16 protein-coding genes and 2 pseudogenes are annotated in these 18,514 nt (G+C 64.9%); 11 read left to right on the top strand and 7 right to left on the bottom strand.

Annotated elements, in window-relative coordinates; translation table 11 throughout:
• Positions 1-19 precede the first annotated feature (19 nt).
• Positions 20-1,540, top strand: a complete 1,521-nt coding sequence (locus A5697_RS20985; protein ID WP_082953524.1) for a class I adenylate-forming enzyme family protein — start codon at positions 20-22, stop codon at positions 1,538-1,540.
• A 19-nt stretch (positions 1,541-1,559) separates the two neighbouring features.
• Here A5697_RS20985 and A5697_RS20980 read toward each other — a convergent pair whose 3' ends face one another.
• On the bottom strand, positions 1,560-1,964 hold the full coding sequence (locus A5697_RS20980) for a Zn-ribbon domain-containing OB-fold protein (protein ID WP_068011903.1): 405 nt from the start codon (positions 1,962-1,964) through the stop codon (positions 1,560-1,562).
• A complete protein-coding gene (locus A5697_RS20975) occupies positions 1,964-3,109 on the bottom strand; it encodes an acetyl-CoA acetyltransferase (protein WP_068011902.1) in 1,146 nt (381 codons plus the stop codon). The genes A5697_RS20980 and A5697_RS20975 overlap by 1 nt, the downstream gene beginning before the upstream one ends.
• Before the next feature lie 52 nt (positions 3,110-3,161).
• Between A5697_RS20975 and A5697_RS20970 the strand changes: the two genes are divergently transcribed.
• The 4 genes from A5697_RS20970 to A5697_RS20955 are packed head-to-tail and all read left to right on the top strand — an operon-like array spanning position 3,162 to position 7,057.
• Positions 3,162-3,992, top strand: a complete 831-nt coding sequence (locus tag A5697_RS20970; protein ID WP_068011901.1) for an HpcH/HpaI aldolase/citrate lyase family protein — start codon at positions 3,162-3,164, stop codon at positions 3,990-3,992.
• Between the two features lie 43 nt (positions 3,993-4,035).
• Positions 4,036-5,154, top strand: coding sequence for a TauD/TfdA family dioxygenase (locus tag A5697_RS20965; RefSeq protein WP_068011900.1), 1,119 nt, complete (start codon positions 4,036-4,038; stop codon positions 5,152-5,154).
• Entirely contained in the window at positions 5,151-6,236 is a 1,086-nt protein-coding gene (locus A5697_RS20960) for a hydroxyacid dehydrogenase (RefSeq protein ID WP_068011899.1), read from the top strand. The genes A5697_RS20965 and A5697_RS20960 overlap by 4 nt, the downstream gene beginning before the upstream one ends.
• Positions 6,233-7,057, top strand: a complete 825-nt coding sequence (locus tag A5697_RS20955; protein ID WP_068011898.1) for an enoyl-CoA hydratase/isomerase family protein — start codon at positions 6,233-6,235, stop codon at positions 7,055-7,057. Before A5697_RS20960 ends, A5697_RS20955 begins: the two co-directional genes overlap by 4 nt.
• Positions 7,058-7,087: 30 nt before the next feature.
• Here the strand turns inward: A5697_RS20955 and A5697_RS20950 are convergent, their stop codons facing one another.
• A complete protein-coding gene (locus A5697_RS20950) occupies positions 7,088-8,275 on the bottom strand; it encodes an amidohydrolase family protein (protein WP_068011897.1) in 1,188 nt (395 codons plus the stop codon).
• Positions 8,276-8,573: 298 nt separating this feature from the next.
• Here A5697_RS20950 and A5697_RS20945 point away from each other — a divergent pair, with 298 nt between their 5' ends.
• The gene (locus tag A5697_RS20945; RefSeq protein WP_068011896.1) at positions 8,574-9,365 is read left to right on the top strand and encodes a TetR/AcrR family transcriptional regulator; all 792 of its coding nucleotides are present in this window, start codon (positions 8,574-8,576) and stop codon (positions 9,363-9,365) included.
• Here A5697_RS20945 and A5697_RS20940 read toward each other — a convergent pair.
• Complete coding sequence (locus A5697_RS20940) at positions 9,354-10,526, bottom strand: acyl-CoA dehydrogenase family protein (protein WP_068011895.1); 1,173 nt, start codon at positions 10,524-10,526, stop codon at positions 9,354-9,356. The two genes, A5697_RS20945 and A5697_RS20940, sit on opposite strands and share 12 nt — an antisense overlap.
• 105 nt (positions 10,527-10,631) lie before the next feature.
• Here A5697_RS20940 and A5697_RS20935 point away from each other — a divergent pair, with 105 nt between their 5' ends.
• The gene (locus A5697_RS20935) at positions 10,632-11,651 is read left to right on the top strand and encodes an acyl-CoA dehydrogenase family protein (protein WP_068011952.1); all 1,020 of its coding nucleotides are present in this window, start codon (positions 10,632-10,634) and stop codon (positions 11,649-11,651) included.
• Here the strand turns inward: A5697_RS20935 and A5697_RS20930 are convergent.
• A pseudogene (locus A5697_RS20930) lies at positions 11,630-12,045 on the bottom strand (PaaI family thioesterase). The gene A5697_RS20935 and the pseudogene A5697_RS20930 overlap by 22 nt on opposite strands.
• A 38-nt stretch (positions 12,046-12,083) precedes the next feature.
• Entirely contained in the window at positions 12,084-12,992 is a 909-nt protein-coding gene (locus A5697_RS20925) for an enoyl-CoA hydratase (protein WP_068011951.1), read from the bottom strand.
• Between the two features lie 126 nt (positions 12,993-13,118).
• Here A5697_RS20925 and A5697_RS20920 point away from each other — a divergent pair, with 126 nt between their 5' ends.
• The 4 genes from A5697_RS20920 to fadD4 are packed head-to-tail and all read left to right on the top strand — an operon-like array spanning position 13,119 to position 17,367.
• Positions 13,119-14,204, top strand: a complete 1,086-nt coding sequence (locus A5697_RS20920; RefSeq protein WP_068011950.1) for a dihydrodipicolinate reductase — start codon at positions 13,119-13,121, stop codon at positions 14,202-14,204.
• 44 nt (positions 14,205-14,248) lie between these two features.
• The gene (locus A5697_RS20915) at positions 14,249-14,860 is read left to right on the top strand and encodes a nitroreductase family protein (RefSeq protein ID WP_068011949.1); all 612 of its coding nucleotides are present in this window, start codon (positions 14,249-14,251) and stop codon (positions 14,858-14,860) included.
• Positions 14,857-15,795: a TIGR03619 family F420-dependent LLM class oxidoreductase gene (locus tag A5697_RS20910; protein ID WP_068011894.1), complete on the top strand. Its 939-nt coding sequence runs from the start codon at positions 14,857-14,859 to the stop codon at positions 15,793-15,795. The genes A5697_RS20915 and A5697_RS20910 overlap by 4 nt, the downstream gene beginning before the upstream one ends.
• Positions 15,796-15,837: 42 nt before the next feature.
• On the top strand, positions 15,838-17,367 hold the full coding sequence (gene fadD4, locus A5697_RS20905; RefSeq protein ID WP_068011893.1) for a fatty-acid--CoA ligase FadD4: 1,530 nt from the start codon (positions 15,838-15,840) through the stop codon (positions 17,365-17,367).
• Between the two features lie 357 nt (positions 17,368-17,724).
• On the opposite strand, the pseudogene A5697_RS27390 reads toward fadD4, so the two are convergent.
• Positions 17,725-18,057: pseudogene (locus A5697_RS27390) on the bottom strand (MlaD family protein); the annotation flags it as partial.
• Positions 18,058-18,514 lie beyond the last annotated feature (457 nt).

Raw genomic sequence — 18,514 nt, 5'->3', positions numbered from 1 at the left:
GCAGCGGCGTGCCGAAGCGCTGCGGCACCGCTACCGCGCGGCCGGCTTCTGGACCGGGGACCCGGTTGACATGGTGCGGTCCGCTGCCGCGCGGCATCCGGGCCGCCCCGCCGTGGTGGACCGAGGCGCCGAGCTCACTTACGGTGAGCTGGACAAGCGCATCGATTCCGCCGCCCTGGCCATGGCCGACGCCGGCGCCGTCCGGGGCGGCGCGATCGTCTTGGTGGTCGGTAACGACGTGGACTCGGTGGTCGCGGTCCACGCGGCACTGCGGGTGGACGCGCTGGTCCTGCTCGTGCCGCGCAGCGCCGGGCCAAAGCAACTCGCCGACATCATCGCCCGCACCCGAGCGCCGGTCGGCGCGGCGCCCAACTGGACCACGATCAGCCAGCCCGAACTATCCGGGCTTTGTCGTTGGATCGAACTTGGCGACGGTGACCGCGTGGGCGCCGAATCGCCGCGCCCTGCGCGGCCCGCCGACGAACCATCCATCGTGCTCTACACCTCGGGTACGACGTCTCGACCCAAGGGCGTGATCCACTCGCTGAGCACATTGGCCAAGGCTTCGGCGAACTACGTCGCGGCAGCAGGTCTGGGCGCAGAAGACCGGATCTTTTTGATCAGCCCGCTCGCCTCGGTCACCGGGGTAGTGCAAGCGTTGTTCATCGGTCCGATGCTCGCGATACCGGTGATCCTCGAGGACCGTTGGGACCCGTCGGCGACGTGTGACCTGCTGGTCACTTCGGGTGCGACCTGGTACGGCGGCCCCGACCGGCTGCTCGACCGCCTACTCGACGAGGCCGCCGCGCGCGATGCCGCGGTCCCGCTGCGCGCGGTCTATCTCGGTGGCACGACTTTGGATCGGCGGATCGTCGAACGCGTCGAACGCGATTTCGGCATCGTCGTCATGCGTGCGTACGGGTCCTCGGAGGTGCCGGTCAGCACGTCCGGTCTGCGGGGCGAACCGCGGATCGTGCGCCATGCCGATGACGGACTGCCGCTCGACGACGTCGACGTCCGCATCGGATCCGAAGCCGAACCCACCGATTGCTGCATCAAGGGTCCGCACACTTTCCTCGGTTATACCGATGCCGCCGACGACGAGCTGGCGTTCGACGGCGAGTGGTTCCGCACCGGCGATGTGGCGGAGATTGTCGGCGGGCGGGTGCGCATCGTCGGCCGGATCAAGGACATCGTGATCCGCAACGGGCTGAAGATCCCGGCCGCCGAAGTGGAGGAGGCGGTGTCGCGGATAGCTGGGGTCCGCGAATGTGCCGCCTATGCGGTCGCCGACGACACCACAGGCGAGCGGCTGACTATGGCAATCGTCCTCGAGCCCGACGTCGAGATGACACTGGCCGAGGTCGCCGAAGCTCTCCTCTCCGAGGGCCTGCCGAAATACAAACTGCCAGAAGAGCTGGTGTTGTGGGACGAGCCGCTGCCCGTCAATGCCAACGGCAAGATCGACCGGACCAAGCTCGACGCGCGCTCGGCCGGGCGACGGCGGCTGATCGCCGACCGTCTCGCCACTACGGGTTGACGGGCGCGGTCACCGGATTCTAGGCGGTTTCGGGCCGGAAAACCGGCACGACGAATCCGTCGTCGTCTTCGCGGAAAGCGAGCACCAGATCCATGTCTGCGCGCAGGTCTTCGACAGCGCAGTCCTCCACGACCGTCATGAGCCGTGGTCCTTCCTCGAGGTCCACCATGGCCAGTACGTAGGGAGTGCGGGTGTCGAAGGGCGCGGCGTTCTGGCGGATGACGCTCCAGGTGTACAGCCGCGCGCGCCCGGTGGCCGACGTCAGCTCGACGTCCTCGCACCAACAGTGCGGGCAGAAGGGTCGTGCGTACAGCGAGACCCGGCCGCATGAGCGGCAATGGTTGACCATCAGCCTGCGGCCTTGCGTGGCGGTCCACCAGGCTTGGCCGTCGGTGTCGATCGTGGGCCGATCGGGCGCGGTCATCACTGCCTCCCGAGAATCATCGTGGCGCTGTGGGTGAAGAAGCCGCCCATCGCGTGGACGCAGGCCAAATTGGCCCCGCTCACTTGGCGCGGTCCGCATTCGCCCCGCAACTGCCGGACCGCCTCGACCATGAGGAACATCCCGCGCATACCGGGATGGCAGGAGGCGAGCCCGCCTCCGTCGGTGTTGGTTGGCAGCGCCCCGCCCGGGCGCAGCGCACCGGACGCGATGAATGGTCCACCTTCGCCCTTGGCGCAGAAGCCGAGATCCTCCACGGTCAGCAGCACAGTGGACGTGAAGGAGTCGTAGAGCTGGCACACATCGATGTCAGCCGGAGCGACACCCGCCTGCGCGAATGCCCGAGGGCCCGAGCGGGCGGCTGCCGACGTCGTGAAATCGGGCCATTGGCTCATGCTCACGTGGGATGTCGCGTCGGCCGACCCGAGAATCCAGATCGGCTCTTTCGCACAATCCTTCGCCACCCGTTCACTCGCGAGGACGACCGCGCCACCACCGTCGGTGCGCAGACACACATGCTTGGAGGTGAACGGGTCGGCCAGCATCGGTGCGGCCTCGACGTCCGCGACAGTGATGCGGTCGCGCTCAAACGCGATCTCGTTCATGGCGGCCCACTCGTGGGCGGCGACGGCGACTTCCGCCAATTGTTCGCCGGTCGTGCCGAATTCGATCATGTGGCGCCTGGCTGCCATGGCGTACTTGGCGATCAACGTCGCCCCGTAAGGCGCCTCATACTGCAGGGCGCCGCCGGTGCCCATCACGGCGGCGGACGCGCGCACTCGGCGCTTGACGTCCGAGCGCGCGGTGGACCCGTAGGTCAGCAAGGCGACCTCGATTTCGCCCGCCGCGATCGCGGCCGCGGCGTGGCTCGCCATCACTTCCCACGAGGATCCTCCGACATTGGTCGCGTCGACCCAGTCGGGTTGTAGGCCGAGATACTCGCTGACTTCGACCGGCGGAAGTAACGCCCCATGAGCGCCGAACCCTTCGATGTCTTGCTTCGTCAGGCCGGCATCGATAACCGCACGCCGCGAGGACTGCGCCATCAGCGCCATGGCGGTCTTGTCGGGAACGCGGCCGCAGTCGGAAAGGGCTGCGCCCACGATGGCGACGCGATTCGACGGCATAGCTCATGGTTATCACACCGTCGTCCGCTCGATAACGGCAGTTCGCAGAAATATGGAAACCACATTCTCGGTCGGCTACCGTGAGCCTATGACGACGGCGCTGCGGGACGCCCTACGGGGGCAATCGCTTGTGCTGTGCCTGGCTCTGCTCAACTCACGCACCCCCGATGTTCCCGCGGTCGCGGCGGCATGCGGGTACGACGCCGTGTATGTCGATCTCGAACACACATCCACGTCGTTGGAAAGCGCGCAAATGCTTTGCATGAGCGCACTCGGAGCGGGGATCTCCGGTTTGGTGCGGGTGCCGTCGCACGACCCTACTGTCATTGCACGAGTATTGGATGGTGGGGCGGTTGGAGTCATTGTCCCGCATGTAAATTCAAAATCCGAGGCCGAATCCATCGTCCACGCCGCGCGGTTCCCACCGATCGGCCATCGGTCGATCTCGGGCCCCAATGCGGTCAGCGGATTCCAGCAGCGCGCGGCGCCGCAACTGGTGGAGGTGCTCGAACAACGCACGGTCGTGGCCGTGATGATCGAGACGCCGGAGGCCGTCGGTGCAGCCGAATCCATTGCCTCGGTCGAAGGCATCGACATGATCCTCGTCGGACCGAGCGATCTAACGGCCGAAATGGGCATCCACGGGCAGTATGAGAATGAACATTTCCAGTGTGCAGTAGAATCGGTGGCGGCGGCTTGTCGTAGTCACGGCGTGGCGCTCGGGATGGCCGGAATAAAGTCCCTTGAACTGCTCAGGCGGTTCGTGGGACTGGGATTGCGATTCATCTCGGCGGGGACTGACATCGGGATGATGACGGAGGCGGCCACAACGCGCGCAGAGGCGCTCCGCAGCTTGGACAAGTCACCGCGGGAACCGATTTGACGAGACGAAACCACTAACCGAGCCAATCCATCAGGAGGACCGGATGCCGACAGCCATCTATACCGAACCCGTCACTGACACGATGGCGTGGACCGGAGCCGACTTCACGAGCAAGGAGGACTTCGCCTTCGACCTGTCGGCCCGCAACGTGGCTGCGCTGGAATCGATCCTGGCCAAGACGGCACACAAGGACCGGGATGACATCACGCCCGAGGACGCTCGGCACCCGGACCTCGATGACGATCTGGCCCGGCTCTACCGGGATGTGATGTTCGGCAAGGGCCTGGCCTGCGTCCGCGGGTTTCCTGTCGAACAGCACTCGATAGAGGAACTCGAACGAATCTACTGGGCCTTCTGTACCCACCTCGGCTATCTCGTGTCGAACAACTCCTTCGGTCACCGGATGGTGCGCGTGCAGGAGGAAATCCTGCCGGGCGGCGTGCAACCCGCCCGTGGAACCAAGTCTCGGGCCGAGTTGGCCATGCACAACGATGCCGCCGACATCCTTTCGCTGCTGTGCGTGTATCCGGCGGCGCAGGGCGGCGAGAGCCAGTTCGCCAGCGGCCCCGCGGCACACAACCGGGTTCTCGCGGAACGGCCGGATCTGCTCGACGTGCTCTACCGGGGCTTCCCGCATCATCGGCGCAGCGAACAGCCCGACGACCAGCCCGACGTGACGCCCTACGATGTGCCCGTCTTCTCCCAAATCGACGGACGGATATGCATCAACTTCACCTACAGCAGCATCCTGCCCGCGATGCACGCCCTGGGCCGTGAGTTCACGCCGCAGGAGGTCGAAGCGGTGGATCTACTGCGCAACATCCTGGTCGAGCAGCAGGTCGAATTCCGACTGGAATCCGGCGAGGCCGCGGTGGCCAACAACTTCGCGATGTGCCATTCGCGGTCCGACTTCGTCAGCAGCAATGACCCGAAGAAGGCACGCTGCTTCCTGCGGGCGTGGATGGAAGTACCGCGCGAAGACCGCCGACTGCCGATCGGCCGTGAATATTTCCACATGGAGAACAAGGACCTGCGCCTCGGGTACGACGTCGTCGAGGGCCGCGACGGCGCCATCGCCCGCAACGACTACAAGAACGTCAACGCCGAACTGGCCGACATGTTCAAGGCGGCGCAGGCGAAACCCAAAGTCAAGAACACGTGAGCGCTCGTCCGCGCCTGGTTTACGAGCGGTGGACGGATCCCGTCGCCGGGGAGATTCTCGAAAGCGCTGACATCGATCTGGTCAGGCTCGACTTGACGGCGGCCGAGACGGACAGCTGGGCCGTCCTGGAATCCGCACACGGATACCAGGTCGCCACCCGCACGGACGTGGCTGGCTACGCCGGCGGTTCGCAGTGGCTGGCCGGGCCGGCTTTGCTGCGGCGGTGCGAGAAGCTTCTCGCCGTGTGCTCGGCAGGCGCAGGGTACGACGTCATCGATGTGGACGCGTGCACGCGCGCCGGAATTGCGGTGTGCAACAACTCCGGGCCGGGCGCGGAGGCGGTCGCCGAGCACGCGCTGGGCTTCATGCTCGACCTGGCCAAGAAGATCACGGCGGCCGACCGGATGCTGCGAGCCGGCCCCCTGAGAGACCGAATGGCGTTGCGGGGCAGTCAGTTGACGGGGAAAACACTTGGCGTCGTCGGGCTCGGGGCAATCGGCGGTCGCCTGGTTGAGCTGTGCGCGCCGTTCGACATGGAGGTCCTGGTCTTCGACCCCTACCTCGACGAGGCGAGCGCGCGAGCACGTGGGGTGCGAGTCGTCGCGCTTGCCGAACTCCTCGAGCGCTCCGACTTCGTCCAGGTGACCTGCCCGCTGACCAGCGAGACCGAGGGGCTCATCGGCAGGACGCAGTTCGCGGCGATGAAGCCGACCGCGTTCTTCATCACGACAGCGCGTGGACCCGTCCATGACGAAACCGCGCTGCTCGAGGCGCTCACCAGTGGAGGCATCGCCGGGGCGGGCCTGGATGTGTTCCATCAGGAACCGCCGCGTCAGGACAATCCGCTGCTGCATCTTGACAACGTGGTCGCGACACCACATACGGCGGGGATCACGGTCGAGGCAGCCCGCGATATCGCTGTCGCCACGGCCACGCAGTGGAAGACGATCTTCGACGGCGGTATGCCACCGCGCCTGTTGAATCCCGACGTCTGGCCACGCTTCTGCGATCGATTTCAGGACATATTTGGATTTCGGCCAACCGCCACAACCGTTTTGGAGAGTGGGGGGCGCATCAGGTGAGGCACTACGAAACGATTGGCGTCGAGGTGCGGGGTCACACCGCTTGTGTGACCCTCAACCGTCCTGAGGTCCTCAATGCGATCAACGACGAGATGATCGCCGAATTGTCCGACGCCTACTCCGAAATCGAACGTTCCCAGGACATCTGGACGGTGATCCTCACCGGCGCCGGACGCGCCCTGTGCGTCGGAGCGGACGTCAATAAGGCGGCCGACCACGACATGGAGAATGCCGCCGGTATCGACAATCAGGGCGAGCCCATCCTCGCCTCGATGCGGCAGTGGGACGCACCCCAAGAGGCGACGCCGCCGTGGCTGCAGATGACCAAGCCAATCATCTGCGCCGTCAACGGCATCGCCTGCGGAGCGGGACTGGACCTGGTGACGACCGCGGACATCACCGTCGCGTCGGAGCGCGCAACGTTGATGGATCCGCATGTCAGCATCGGAGTGACGTCCGGGCGCGAAGGGGTGCGGCTTGCCCGGATCCTGCCGCTCCCGGTTGCGATGCGCTTGATCTTGATGGGCAAGCACGAACGACTCGAGGCCCAGCGCGCCTACGACCTGGGTATCTTCACCGAGGTAGTCGCGCACGACTCATTGATGACCCGAGCGTGGGAGATCGCCGACATCGTCAATTCCAATGCGCCACTGGCGGTGCGAGGTTCACGGATGGCCGTGCGCAAGGGCCTCACGCTGCCGATCTATGAGGCCGAACTGCTCGCCGAAAACTATCGCATGAAGGTCGCGCTGACCAAGGACGCCGTCGAGGGGCCGCGGGCCTTCCTCGAGAAGCGCAGACCCGATTGGAAGGCCTTGTAAAGCCCGGCTTGAAGGTCGCGGGCCGGGCTGTCACACCATGCCGAAGAACGTTTTGGCGTTGGTGGACAACACCTTCCGCTTCGTCTCCTCGTCCAGACCCTCCGTCGCCTTGCTGGCGACCTCTTGACTCCTCGGCCAGTTCGTGTCGTTGTGCGGGTAGTCGGTCTCGAACATCAGCTGGTCTGGACCGACGAGATCGAGGATGCGGAACGCGACCGGGTCACCGAAGGTGGAGAAGTAGACGCGCCCGGGCACCTGGCTGCTCGGCGGTTCGGTCAGCAGCGGATGGATGCCACCCCAGGCCCGACGGTCTTCCCACACCTCGTCGACGCGCTGCAGGTAGTAGGGGATCCAGCCGGCCTGCGCCTCGGCGAACGCGATTTTGAGGTCCGGAAACTGGACGAGCTTGGCGGAGAACAGCCAGTCGACCAAGGCGATGGTGCAGTTAACCGCCATGAGCGCGCTGGTGACCACGTGCGGAGAGTCGGGTGAGGACTTCGTGAGCGAAGAACTCGAGCCGATGTGCAACATGATGCCCACTTGGTTGCGCTCACAGGCGGCGAAGAACGGGTCCCAGTAGCCGCTGTGGATGGACGGCAGATCGAGACGGCTGGGTAGCTCGGAGAAACACACGGCGCGCATTCCTTTGGCGGCAACCCTTTCGACCTCCTTCGCGGCGAGTTCGACGTCCCAAAGGGGGATGATGCCAAGTGGGATCAGCCGCCCGTTCGAACTGCCGCCCCATTCGTCGATCTGGAAGTCGTTGTACGCCTCGACGCACAATCTGGCGAGTTCCTTGTCCTTGCCGTACAGAAACCGTTGGCCGCAGAAGCGGACCAGCGTGTTGGGGAAGCAGGCCGACGCTTCGATGCCGGCAATGTCCATGTCCGCGAGCCGGTCCGCTGGACGGAAGCAGCCCGGGCGCATCTCGTCGTAGGTGATCGGGTCGGTGCTGAGCTCGTCGAGGTCGTAGCCGGCGGCAGCGCTGATCAGTGGGATCGGGATGACGGCGTCCTCATAGCGCCAGATATCCGCGTCGCGGCCGTCGGCATCCTCGACGAATGCGACATCAGAAGTGACGCTGGGATCCATGCGTCCCTTGGTGCGAACGATCCGCGGCCCGATGTCGCGATAGCGCTCCGGCAACCTGCTTGTCCACAGATCGGCCGGCTCCACCAAGTGGTCGTCCGGCGAAACGATCAGAATGTCTGCACTCAACGCTGCACTCCTTCGACGGCCTGTGGCTCAATTACGGCGCACTGATTCGCAGATGAGAATCACCGTTTCCACGGTACCGCACGCGATTCGATACCAGTACCCGGGATGCGCGGAGGGGTTGAACCTGCGTGAAGCCCCGGGCTCCGGCGGGCTTCCGCAAGCATCCGCGCCGGGCGGCCGGGGCCATCGGCAAACGCAGCAGAGCCTGGAAACCAGCAATTACGTAAAGTGACAATCAACATACACGTGTATGTAGGTCGCACATTTTCTCCGGCAGGCGGGTATTCTTGTGCGCACTATGCCTACGAAGAAGCCTGCCAGCCGCGAGATCGAAACCGGCTTGGAACTGGTTGACAACGATGTTGAGCTGGCCGGTACGTGGCAGCAGCGCACGATCGAGCGGCGCCTGAGCACGGCGCGGGCCCGCGCCCTGGCCCGCAGTTCGCGGTTTCTGGCCACCGCGCTGGAGTTGGTGGAGGAGTCGGGTAAGGCCGACTTCACGATCCAGACGCTTATCGACAGGTCGAACCTGAGCCTGCGAGCGTTCTACCAACACTTCGCGGGTAAAGAAGAACTCTTGTTGGCGCTTTACGAGAACGTCACGAGTCAGTTCACCGAGGACATCCGGCAGGAGGTCGCCGCGGCCGACGGCCCGATGGAGCAACTCGAGGCCTTTTGCCGAGGGGTGCTGTCTCGCGCCGAGTCTTCGGAAGCGGTCGGCGGCCGGGTCATGACGATCTACAACCTGAGCCTCGAGATCGAGCGGCCGGACGACTTTGCCAAAGTGTGGGAGCCCCACCAGAAGTTGCTGACGAAGATCATCACCTCGTGTGCCCGCGCGGGATTGGTCCGCACGGACATGACCCCCGCGCAGTTGACCACATTGCTGAACACCACGCTCACCGCACTGGCGCAGATTGGCGTCTTCCACCTGGGCGGCGGCAAGGGCCCCAAGCTAACGGAGGACCAGTTGTGGGCGTGGTGCAAACAGGCCGTCACGCCGCCCATCGCCGGCGTCAAGGCCAGACCTGCACGCAAGGCCGGGCCACGGACGGCCCCGACGCGCCGGGTCAAGAAGTTAACGGGGTAGGCCGAGCCCTCGCTGCGCGATGATCGACCGCTGGATCTCGCTGGTGCCCGCGTAGATCGTGGTGCCTAGCGAGAAACGCAGCGAGTGTTCGAACCGCCCGTGCTCTGGCGCAGTGGGCTCGAGGTAGCTACGCAGGCCGTCAGCGCCGACCAATTCGACCACGTCTTGGCTGGCGCGCTCGAGCGCCTCGGTGCTGAACACCTTGGACATCGGGCCCTCGGCCACCGGTATGTCGCCCTGCTCGTGGATCCACACGCACCGCCGCTGGAGTAGCATCGACACCTCAGTTTCCATGGCGACTCGGGCAAGCCGGCGCCGGACGTCGGCACTGGCGATCGGCGGTGCGCCATCCTCGGACCGGGTGGTGGTGGCCCAGTGTTCGGCATGGTCCAACAGTCGAATCAGGTGCGGGCCCCACCCGGATGCGTGCTCGTATCGTAACGAAAGCCCCAGCACCTCCCAACCGCCGTCGATGTCGCCAATCCGCCACTCGTCTCCAATGCGGACGTCGCTGTAGAAAGTGATGTTGGTGCGCTCTCCGGAAAGGGTCCAGACCGCTTGTGCCTCAAAGCCATCCGACGCGCAAGGCACGAGAAACATCGTGAGCCCCTTGTGCTTGGGCTTGTCGGGGCTGGTGCGTGCGAGCAGGAATATGAAATCGGCGATGTGACCGTTGGTGGTGAACATCTTGGAGCCGTTGATCACCCAGTCGGCGTCCTCTCCCGATCCAGCGCGGACGGCCCTGGTGGCAGCCGCCGCGACGTCCGACCCGCATTCGGGTTCGGTGAAGCCGAGCGCGATGGTGATGTCACCGTTGATGGCTCCGGCCAGGATGCGATCCTTCAACTCGGGAGTGCCGATTTCGCGGATGATCGACGCCACCATCCTGGTCGTTTCGGACAGGTACATCGGCGCGTCACAGCGCATGAGCTCTTCTTTGACAACCTGCTCGTCCCATGCGTTGCGGTTCTGGCCGCCGAGTTCGCCGGGCCAGCCCGGTGCGAAATACCCTTTGTCGACGAGACCTTTGGCGAACCCGTCGTCGTGTGCGACGCCGGTCCGATAGATGCGCTCCTCGAACTCCGGGCTCAACACATCCCGAAGGTGAGCTCGGACCCCATCGCGGAAGCTCGCCGTGTCGGCGTCGAGCTGAAAATGCATATGCCTAGGCCAATCTCTCGTCGCACGCATCCCCGTGCGGTGCGCGGGGTAATGCTAATCTCAATTCTGAGAGTAACCATATCCGCACGTGAGGGAATGACTTTCGTGGACCTGACGTTAACGAGCGAACAGAGGCAACTGGCGGATTCGTTCGCCGCACTGTTCACGCGCGAGTCGACCTCCGAGCGCATCCGGGCGGCTGAGCCGTCGGGCTTCGATCTCAAGCTGTGGAAGGCGCTGCTAGAGATAGGTGCCGTTGAGATGGCGGTCGATGAGGCTGCCGGAGGATGGGGCGCCTCGGTGCTGGACCTTGGGTTGATCGCCGAACAATGCGGCCGCGCACTCGCCTCCGCACCGGTTATCGAAGCGCAGGTCGCCGCCTGGACGCTCGCCGAGTCCGGTGAGACCGGCGCCGGGTTGCTGGGCGCGGTTCTCGCAGGCGAACGACTGGTTACGTTCGCGCCTCGCAATGCATGCGCCCGGCGGTTGGGGCTGGTGCCCGGAGGGGCGGTGGCAGACCACGTCATTGCCCTTTCGGAGGGACGGTTGCTGGCAGTGCCGGTCGGTGACAACCGCATCTCGGTGACAAACCTCGCATCAATGCCGTTGGCTGACATCACCATTGGGGATGAGCCCGTCGTGCTGGCCGACGGAGCCGGGGCGAGCGAGCTATTCTCGCGCGCGCTCGACCTGTGGCTGGCAATGACCGCGCTCGCGTTGGCCGGCGCGGCGAAGCGGGCGGTTGAGATCGGCGTTGACTACGCCAAACAACGACACGCCTTCGGCGCCGCAATCGGTTCCTTCCAAGCCGTGTCTCACCCGCTGGCCGACAGCGCCACCGCCGCCGATGGGGCTCGGTTGCTCGGCCTGAAGGCGGCCTGCGCCTTCACCGACGAGCCCGACCGCGTACGCGAACTGGCCGCCATGGCCTTCGCCTTCGCCTATGAGACGGCGCGGGACGCGACGCGACATAGCCTGCACACCCACGGCGGATACGGATTCGGTATGGAGGGTGACATCCAGCTGTACTACCGTCGGGTCCGCGGCTGGGCAATGGTTTTCGGCGATCCCGCGACCGCATTGGACCGCGTCGCCGATGCGCGTTACGGGGTGGCCGCCGGCTGACCGGGACCGCGGGACGCCAGGATTGCGAAACTCAGTGTCGCCCGCGCCGCGAGGCGGTCTCGTCCCACGTCCCACACGTCGACACCGACCACGATCATCCGCTTCCCTGCGCGCAGCAGTGTGGCGCTCGCACGCGCGGGGCCCTCGACGATCGGTGCCAGGAAATGGATCGACATGTCGGCGGTGCCCGCACCGCCACCGTCACCGGCATGCTTGACGGCAAGTCGGCCCCCGGCCACGTCGATGAGCGTGGCGACCAACCCCCCTGCAGCGCCCCGCGGTAGTTCACCAGGTCCGGTCGGTTGTGCAGGTCGACGATGACGGACTCGGGTGTGTCGACGACGTCGTAGAACGGCAGCTGGCCAAATAGGTGGCCGGGGATGGTCACCCCCATCGGTTGTGGCGCCGGTTGGTCGGACAAAGACGGGGAGGTCACGCCTCGGACCGGACCTGGTCCTTGACCGCCAGGACAACCGGGGGAGCGGTCCGCCAGTTCGGTACCCCTTGAGCCTCGCCAGCGGTCGGAAGCTTGTCTTCGCGGATCTGCGCCCAATGCGAGTGATTCAGTTGGTGCAACGAGAAACATGATTGCAGCGCGTTGTAGAAGCCCATGTTGTCGACGGACTGGTTCACCGATTCCTTGATCAGCAGGGCCGCCATAGTGGGCACTTTGGTGATGCGTCTTGCCAGCTCGAGTGTGCGCTCGGGCAGTTCGTCGCGTTGGAAGATCTTGCTGACCATGCCGAGGCGATAGGCCTCTTCGATCCCGATCGCGTCGCCGGTCAGCATGAGCTCCTTGGTGCGCCGCGGCCCGAACTCCCAGGGATGGCCGAAGTACTCCATCCCGCACATACCCAACCGGGTACCGACCACATCGGCGAAGCGCACCTCTTCGCTTCCGACGATGAGGTCACATGCCCATATCAGCATGAGTCCCGCCGAGAAGACGTCGCCGCGCACCTGCGCGATGGTGATTTTTCGGAGGTTGCGCCAGCGGAGGTTGTTCTGAAAGAAGTAGTGCCATTCCTGCAGCATGGTCCTTTCCGCACCGTCGCGCGTCCCGCCATTGATGGTCACGGTGGGGTGCTGGGCCGGGCCGGGGCTGAACTCGGCGCGCGCTTGCTTGGAACCGATGTCGTGACCCGATGAGAACATCGGGCCTTCGCCGGCGAGGATGACGACACGGACGGCGTCGTCGGCCTCCGCCCGCGTGAATGCGTCATCGAGTTCGACCAGCATGCCGCGGTTCTGGGCGTTGCGTTGCTCGGGGCGGTTCAGCGAAATCCGGACGATCATGCCGTCATCGAAGGTGTCCCACTTCAAGAATTCGTAATCGTGCAGCACTGGCCCCGCTCCTCATCAAGTCCGGTAATGGTGTTATCTCTCTATGAGAAGATATGTTCTCACGATTTGGGTCGATGACGGCCGGAAGGGGTGCCGATGGCGGCCGATCAACGAAAGCCTCGAGTGATTCTTTGGGGTCCGGGTCAGGTGGGTGTCGGCGCGCTGCGCGCCCTCATCGCGCACCCGGGGCTGGAGTTGGCCGCCGTGGTCGTCCACGCCGAAGTCAAGGACGGCAGGGATGCGGGTGACCTGTGCGGAATGCCGGCGACCGGTGTCATCGCCACGCGGGACGTCGGTGCCGCACTGTCGACGGACGCCGACGTGGTCGCGTATTTCGCCTCCGGAGACTATCGCTACCACGAGGCGGCACAGGACATTGCGCGCTGCCTGCGCTCGGGCAAGGATGTGGTGTGCACCTCGCTGGTGCCGATGTGCTACCCGCCCGCCGCAGACAAGGAAACGGTCAGACTCCTCGAGGAGGCGTGCGCCGAGGGCGGCGCCAGCTTCTTCAACAGCGGTGTCGACCCCGGATGGGCCAACGACGTGATTGCGCTGACCATGACGGGCTTCAGCAGCCGCGTCGACGGCATCACCATGCTCGAGATACTGGACTATGGGCCCATCAACCAACCCGACATCATGTTCGATTTCATGGGTTTCGGTTGCCACCCGGACCATCCGGCGCCGCTGTTCGAGACCGAGCGCCTGGCCGCATTGTGGGCACCAACTGTGCATCTCGTTGCCGACGGCATCGGCCTGCCACTTGATTTCGTCGACACGACCATTGAAAAATGGTTGGCCACAACACGATACGAGGTCGCGTCGGGATGGATCGAACCCGGGACCGTGGGAGGAATGCGATTCAGGCTGGCCGGAATGGTGGGCGGTGAGGAGCGCGTAACCCTCGAACACGTCACTCGCATGGGCGAAGGCGCCGCGCCGGACTGGCCGCGGCACCCCTCACCGCACGGTGGTTACCGAGTCATCGTCGACGGCATGCCGACCTACACCGTCGACATCGAAATGCATGGCCGCGGGAATAACATGCGCGGCCTGACCTACGCGACCGTCATGCGTGAGCTGAACGCGATTCCCGCCGTGATGGTCGCGCCGCCAGGCTTGCTGTCTACCCTTGATCTGCCACTGGTGACCGGCCCGGTGCGCGGCGGAACCTGGCGGGGCGTGCTGCCCGCGAAGGGGGCGCCGTGAGCGAGCGGGACATCGCGCGGACGTCAACCGACGTCTGGGAGGTGATGCGCACCGCGTCGGCGGTCCGGCGCTACCGCGACGAACCCGTCTCCGATGAGGTGATCGAGAGCTGCCTGCGGGCGGCGAGCTGGGCGCCGTCCGGAGGCAATCAGCAGCCGTGGAAGTTCGTCGTGCTGCGATCGAGCAGCTTGCGCGACGTCATCACGGCGGCGGCCCGCAACACGTGGGAAATAATGACCGACTTCTACAGCATTTCCCTGCCCGACGACCGGGCCGACGACCCCAAATCGCGCGTGCTGCGAACGATGGCCGAACACATGACCGTTGGGGGCGCAGCACCCGTTCTAGTGCTGTTCTGTGTCCAGCCGCAGCGTGGAACCACCGAACTCCAGCAGGGCGGGTCCATTTTTCCCGCCGTGCAGAACTTCCTGCTCGCGGCGCGCGCGCAGGGCCTCGGCGCCGCCATCACCCTGTGGCACGGGTCGTGCGAGGATCAATTGCGGTCAATGGTCGGAATCCCCGACGACTGGAAGGTCGCTACCCTGCTGACGGTCGGTTGGCCCAAGGGCGGGCATCATGCGGTGCGGCGAAAGTCGCTGAAAGAGGTTGCGGCGATCGATCGTTGGGACCGGCCTTGGAGTAAGGCAAGGGAGTGACGTTGCGCTATCCGGAAATCTCGCTGTACTTGCGGACCTTTACCGATGGCCCGCAGCATGATTGGCGCCTCACGCTGGCATCGGCACGGGCAATGGATATTGCGGGCATCGACCGTGTCGTCGTCTCCGACCATGTGGTGTTCGGCGAGAACCTGGAGGCATACGCCGATCCCTCGGTGGGCGGTGCGTCCGGCGGCCGCCAACCCACCGGGCCCGACGGCAGCTGGCTGGAACCGCTCATCGTCCTCACGGCGATCGCTGCCACCACCGAGCGCATCCGACTCGGGACATCGATACTGCTGGCCGCCCTGCGGCGGCCCGCGGTCCTGGCCAAACAGCTGGCGACATTGGACGTGCTCTCCGGCGGTCGCGTCGATCTCGGCGTCGGGGTGGGTTGGCAACGAGAGGAATACGAGGCCGCCGGACTGTCATTCGCTCACCGCGGGCGGCTGCTGGATCACACGTTGGAAGTCTGCAAGACGCTGTGGACCGAACGACGCGCGTCCTATGATTCGCCCGAACTGTCCTTCGACGCGATCCACCAAATGCCGAAGCCGGTGCAACCCGGTGGCGTGCCGTGTTGGATCAGCGGGACGGTGAACGACGCGGTCGCCCGGCGAATCGCGCGCTTCGGCAGCGGTTGGATTCCCTGGGGTTCGGCATTTGCCGACCTCCCCGCGGCGATAACGACAATGAAGGACCGGGTATCCGCATTCGGCGGCGAGGTCGGCAATTTACAAGTTCAAGGCGTCGCGCGCGCCGTGCAGGGCGACGGCGGATCGATCGACTACGCCGCATCGGTCGCGTCGATACCGGCACTGGTCGCGGCAGGTGTGACCGACGTCCGCTTCACGGTGGCGGTGCCGGAGGACAGAGAGCAAGCAGTCGAGGTCCTGTCGCCGCTCGTGAAGGCGTTCCACGACATCACGCGCTGATGCACCGACGCCGCCGGATCGAGCGGGAATCGATGGTCCTCCATGCAGTTACGTGATTACGCCGGATCCGCGAAACCCGCTGTGATCCTCTATCCTTCGGGGGCGTTCGTCAGCTTCGCAGACCTCGAAGCCGGAGCGAACAGACTCGCGCACTTCCTGCGACGATCGGGGTTGATCGCCGGGGACACCGTCGCGATCCTGATGGAGAATAACGAGCACGTCCACACAGCGATGTGGGCGGCCAAGCGCAGCGGACTGTACTACACGCTGGTCAACACCAACCTGGGCCACTCCGAGATCGCCTACGTCATGGCAGACAGTGGCGCAAAGGCCATCATCTCCTCGCGGGCGATGCGCGATGTATGCCAGCAGCTGTCCGACCAGCTCCGGGATGGCCTGCCAGCCGTCGCGTTGATCGCCGATGATGATCTCCACGGGTGGCGGCGTTACCCGGACTGCGTGGCCGCCGAACCTTCGACGCCGATCGCCGACGAGTGTGACGGCCAGCTGTTGCAGTATTCCGCCGGCAGCACCGGCCGTCCCAAGGGGATCCGCAGGCCGCTGAAATCGCCGAATTCCGGCGTTTCGAGTTTGTCGACACCCGTCTTCGAGGCGCTTGGCGTAAGCCGTGACTCGGTCTACTTGAGCCCCGCCCCCACCTACCACACGGCGCCGGCCATGTGGACTATGGCCGCCCAAGCCATCGGCGCGACAACGGTTCTCATGCAGAAGTTCGACGCCGAGGGGGCCCTGGAATGCATACAACGTCATGGCGTCACGCATGCGCAATTTGTGCCGACGATGTTCGTCCGGATGCTGCGCCTACCCCAAGAGATCAGGGCGCGTTACAACACATCCACGTTGCGCCGCGTCGTCCATGCCGCCGCGCCATGCCCACCCGAGATCAAGCGACAGATGATCGACTGGTGGGGCCCGATCGTGGACGAGTACTACGGGTCATCCGAAGGCGCGGGCATCTCCTTCATCCGCGCTGACGACTGGCTTGCCCACCCGGGATCGGTCGGCAAGCCGGTGCTCGGCACGCCGCACATCCTCGACGAGGAGGGTCGTGAGCTCGGACCCGGCCAGGTCGGTGAGATCTATTACGAGGGTGGTTATCCGTTCGAGTACCTCAACGATGAAGCGCAGACGGCCGCGGCGCGCAGCGCGCAGGGGTGGGTCACCGTGGGCGATGTCGGCTATCTCGATGAAGAGGGCTACCTATATCTCACCGATCGCCGCAACCACATGATCATCTCCGGCGGGGTGAACATCTACCCTCAAGAGACCGAGAACCATCTCATCAGCCATCCGCTCGTCGTCGATGCCGCCGTGTTCGGTCTGCCCGACCCGGTGATGGGGCAAAAGGTGACCGCCGTGGTGCAACTGTCGGATCCCGCTCTGGCTTCCACGAGACTCGCCGAGGAACTGATCACCTGGCTGCGGAATCGCCTGGCGCACTACAAGTGTCCACGCGGGCTGTACTTCGAGGCGCACCTACCGCGCACTGATGCCGGCAAGCTGTATAAGCGAGAGCTGATCGAGAAGTACACGGCTGTCCCCGAAGAATAGCTTCTGCGTCATGGGCTTACGAAGGTGAAGCACAAGTTTTTCATCTGCGCCGCTGCTATGGGCTGAGAAGCGGCGTTCTGATTTAACGGGAATAATTGTTCTCTTTGAAGAGAGCGGATATTCGCATACAATTGCCCCCGGCGCTGGGCGGGTCGCCGGGAGTCGTCGTTGACCCGCCGCCGCTTCAGTGGCTGCGGGGACAGATCGAATGGGGGCGCCGAATGGTTTCGACACCCCGGTGCCCGCTCAGCCGCTCGATTACCGTGTTGATATCAACTGCGACGTGTTCGCTGTTGAGGGCATATCCGGGCTCTATCGGCTCAGGCGCGGAGCGCTCTGGGGCGATCAGATGCACATACTTCGTGCCTCAACCGTTGTTGAGGCTACGTCAACTCGAACGTTCCCCGGGATGAGGTGCACCTGAGCCGGATCCATCGCGAGATGAATCGCAGCCGTGCCATCCGGGCGGCTCTCGATCGACGCGACCTTGCCAACCTGGATGCCGTGCAGCTCGACCTTCGCATCAGGGTTCATCACCAGACCGGCCCGGTCTGAAATCACCACCAGCGGAACGCTATCGGTGAATTCTCCACGAAACAGGCCAACCGCAACGGAAATAGTGCAGCCAATCGCCGCGACCGTGGCCAATCCAGCGAGCGGACGCGAGGCGCGGCGGATAGACCAACCCAGGTGGACGGTAGCCGCTTCGTCACGCGCTGTGCCGGCGGCATGGCGCGAGTTGCGCACCCTGGCGCGTTGCCTCAAAGCTGCTCCCCCTGCCACATCGCTCTACGAAGCCGCCGATCTTCTTCGGTCCGACCAGCGTTGGCGGCGACCGTCATACCGACGCACGTCTTCTCGCGGCAAGGCGGCCGCGAACTGAGCGTCGTTCGTCAACACGCCGGCGATCCTGCGCGCCAACTTCTCGGGGTGACTGTCAATGAGCACTGCGCACCGTCGACATGCCGTGTTCCTTCCGCACTGTGGCCAGATTGCAGACATTCTACATTCTGTACTGCCAGCGGCTAGAGCAGAGGCCGGTGCATCTGATCCCGGCGAGCGCACGTGTGGACGCGGCCTCAACAACGGTTGAGGCACGAAGTATGTGCATCTGATCGCCCCAGAGCGCTCCGCGCCTGAGCCGATA

The organism is Mycobacterium sp. E3251 (assembly GCF_001666835.1).
Taxonomy (GTDB): domain Bacteria; phylum Actinomycetota; class Actinomycetes; order Mycobacteriales; family Mycobacteriaceae; genus Mycobacterium.
Note: the sequence above shows the minus strand (reverse complement) of the source record. Positions and strands in the feature narration are given on the sequence as shown.

Excerpts from the sequence above, each read along its gene's own strand:
- A5697_RS20945 (WP_068011896.1), top strand. The coding sequence starts at position 8,574 with ATGCCTACGAAGAAGCCTGCCAGCCGCGAGATCGAAACCGGCTTGGAA.
- A5697_RS20915 (WP_068011949.1), top strand. The coding sequence starts at position 14,249 with ATGCGCACCGCGTCGGCGGTCCGGCGCTACCGCGACGAACCCGTCTCC.
- fadD4 (WP_068011893.1), top strand. The coding sequence starts at position 15,838 with ATGCAGTTACGTGATTACGCCGGATCCGCGAAACCCGCTGTGATCCTC.
- A5697_RS20940 (WP_068011895.1), bottom strand. The coding sequence starts at position 10,526 with ATGCATTTTCAGCTCGACGCCGACACGGCGAGCTTCCGCGATGGGGTC.
- A5697_RS20965 (WP_068011900.1), top strand. The coding sequence starts at position 4,036 with ATGCCGACAGCCATCTATACCGAACCCGTCACTGACACGATGGCGTGG.
- A5697_RS20970 (WP_068011901.1), top strand. The coding sequence starts at position 3,162 with ATGGAAACCACATTCTCGGTCGGCTACCGTGAGCCTATGACGACGGCG.
- A5697_RS20975 (WP_068011902.1), bottom strand. The coding sequence starts at position 3,109 with ATGCCGTCGAATCGCGTCGCCATCGTGGGCGCAGCCCTTTCCGACTGC.
- A5697_RS20980 (WP_068011903.1), bottom strand. The coding sequence starts at position 1,964 with ATGACCGCGCCCGATCGGCCCACGATCGACACCGACGGCCAAGCCTGG.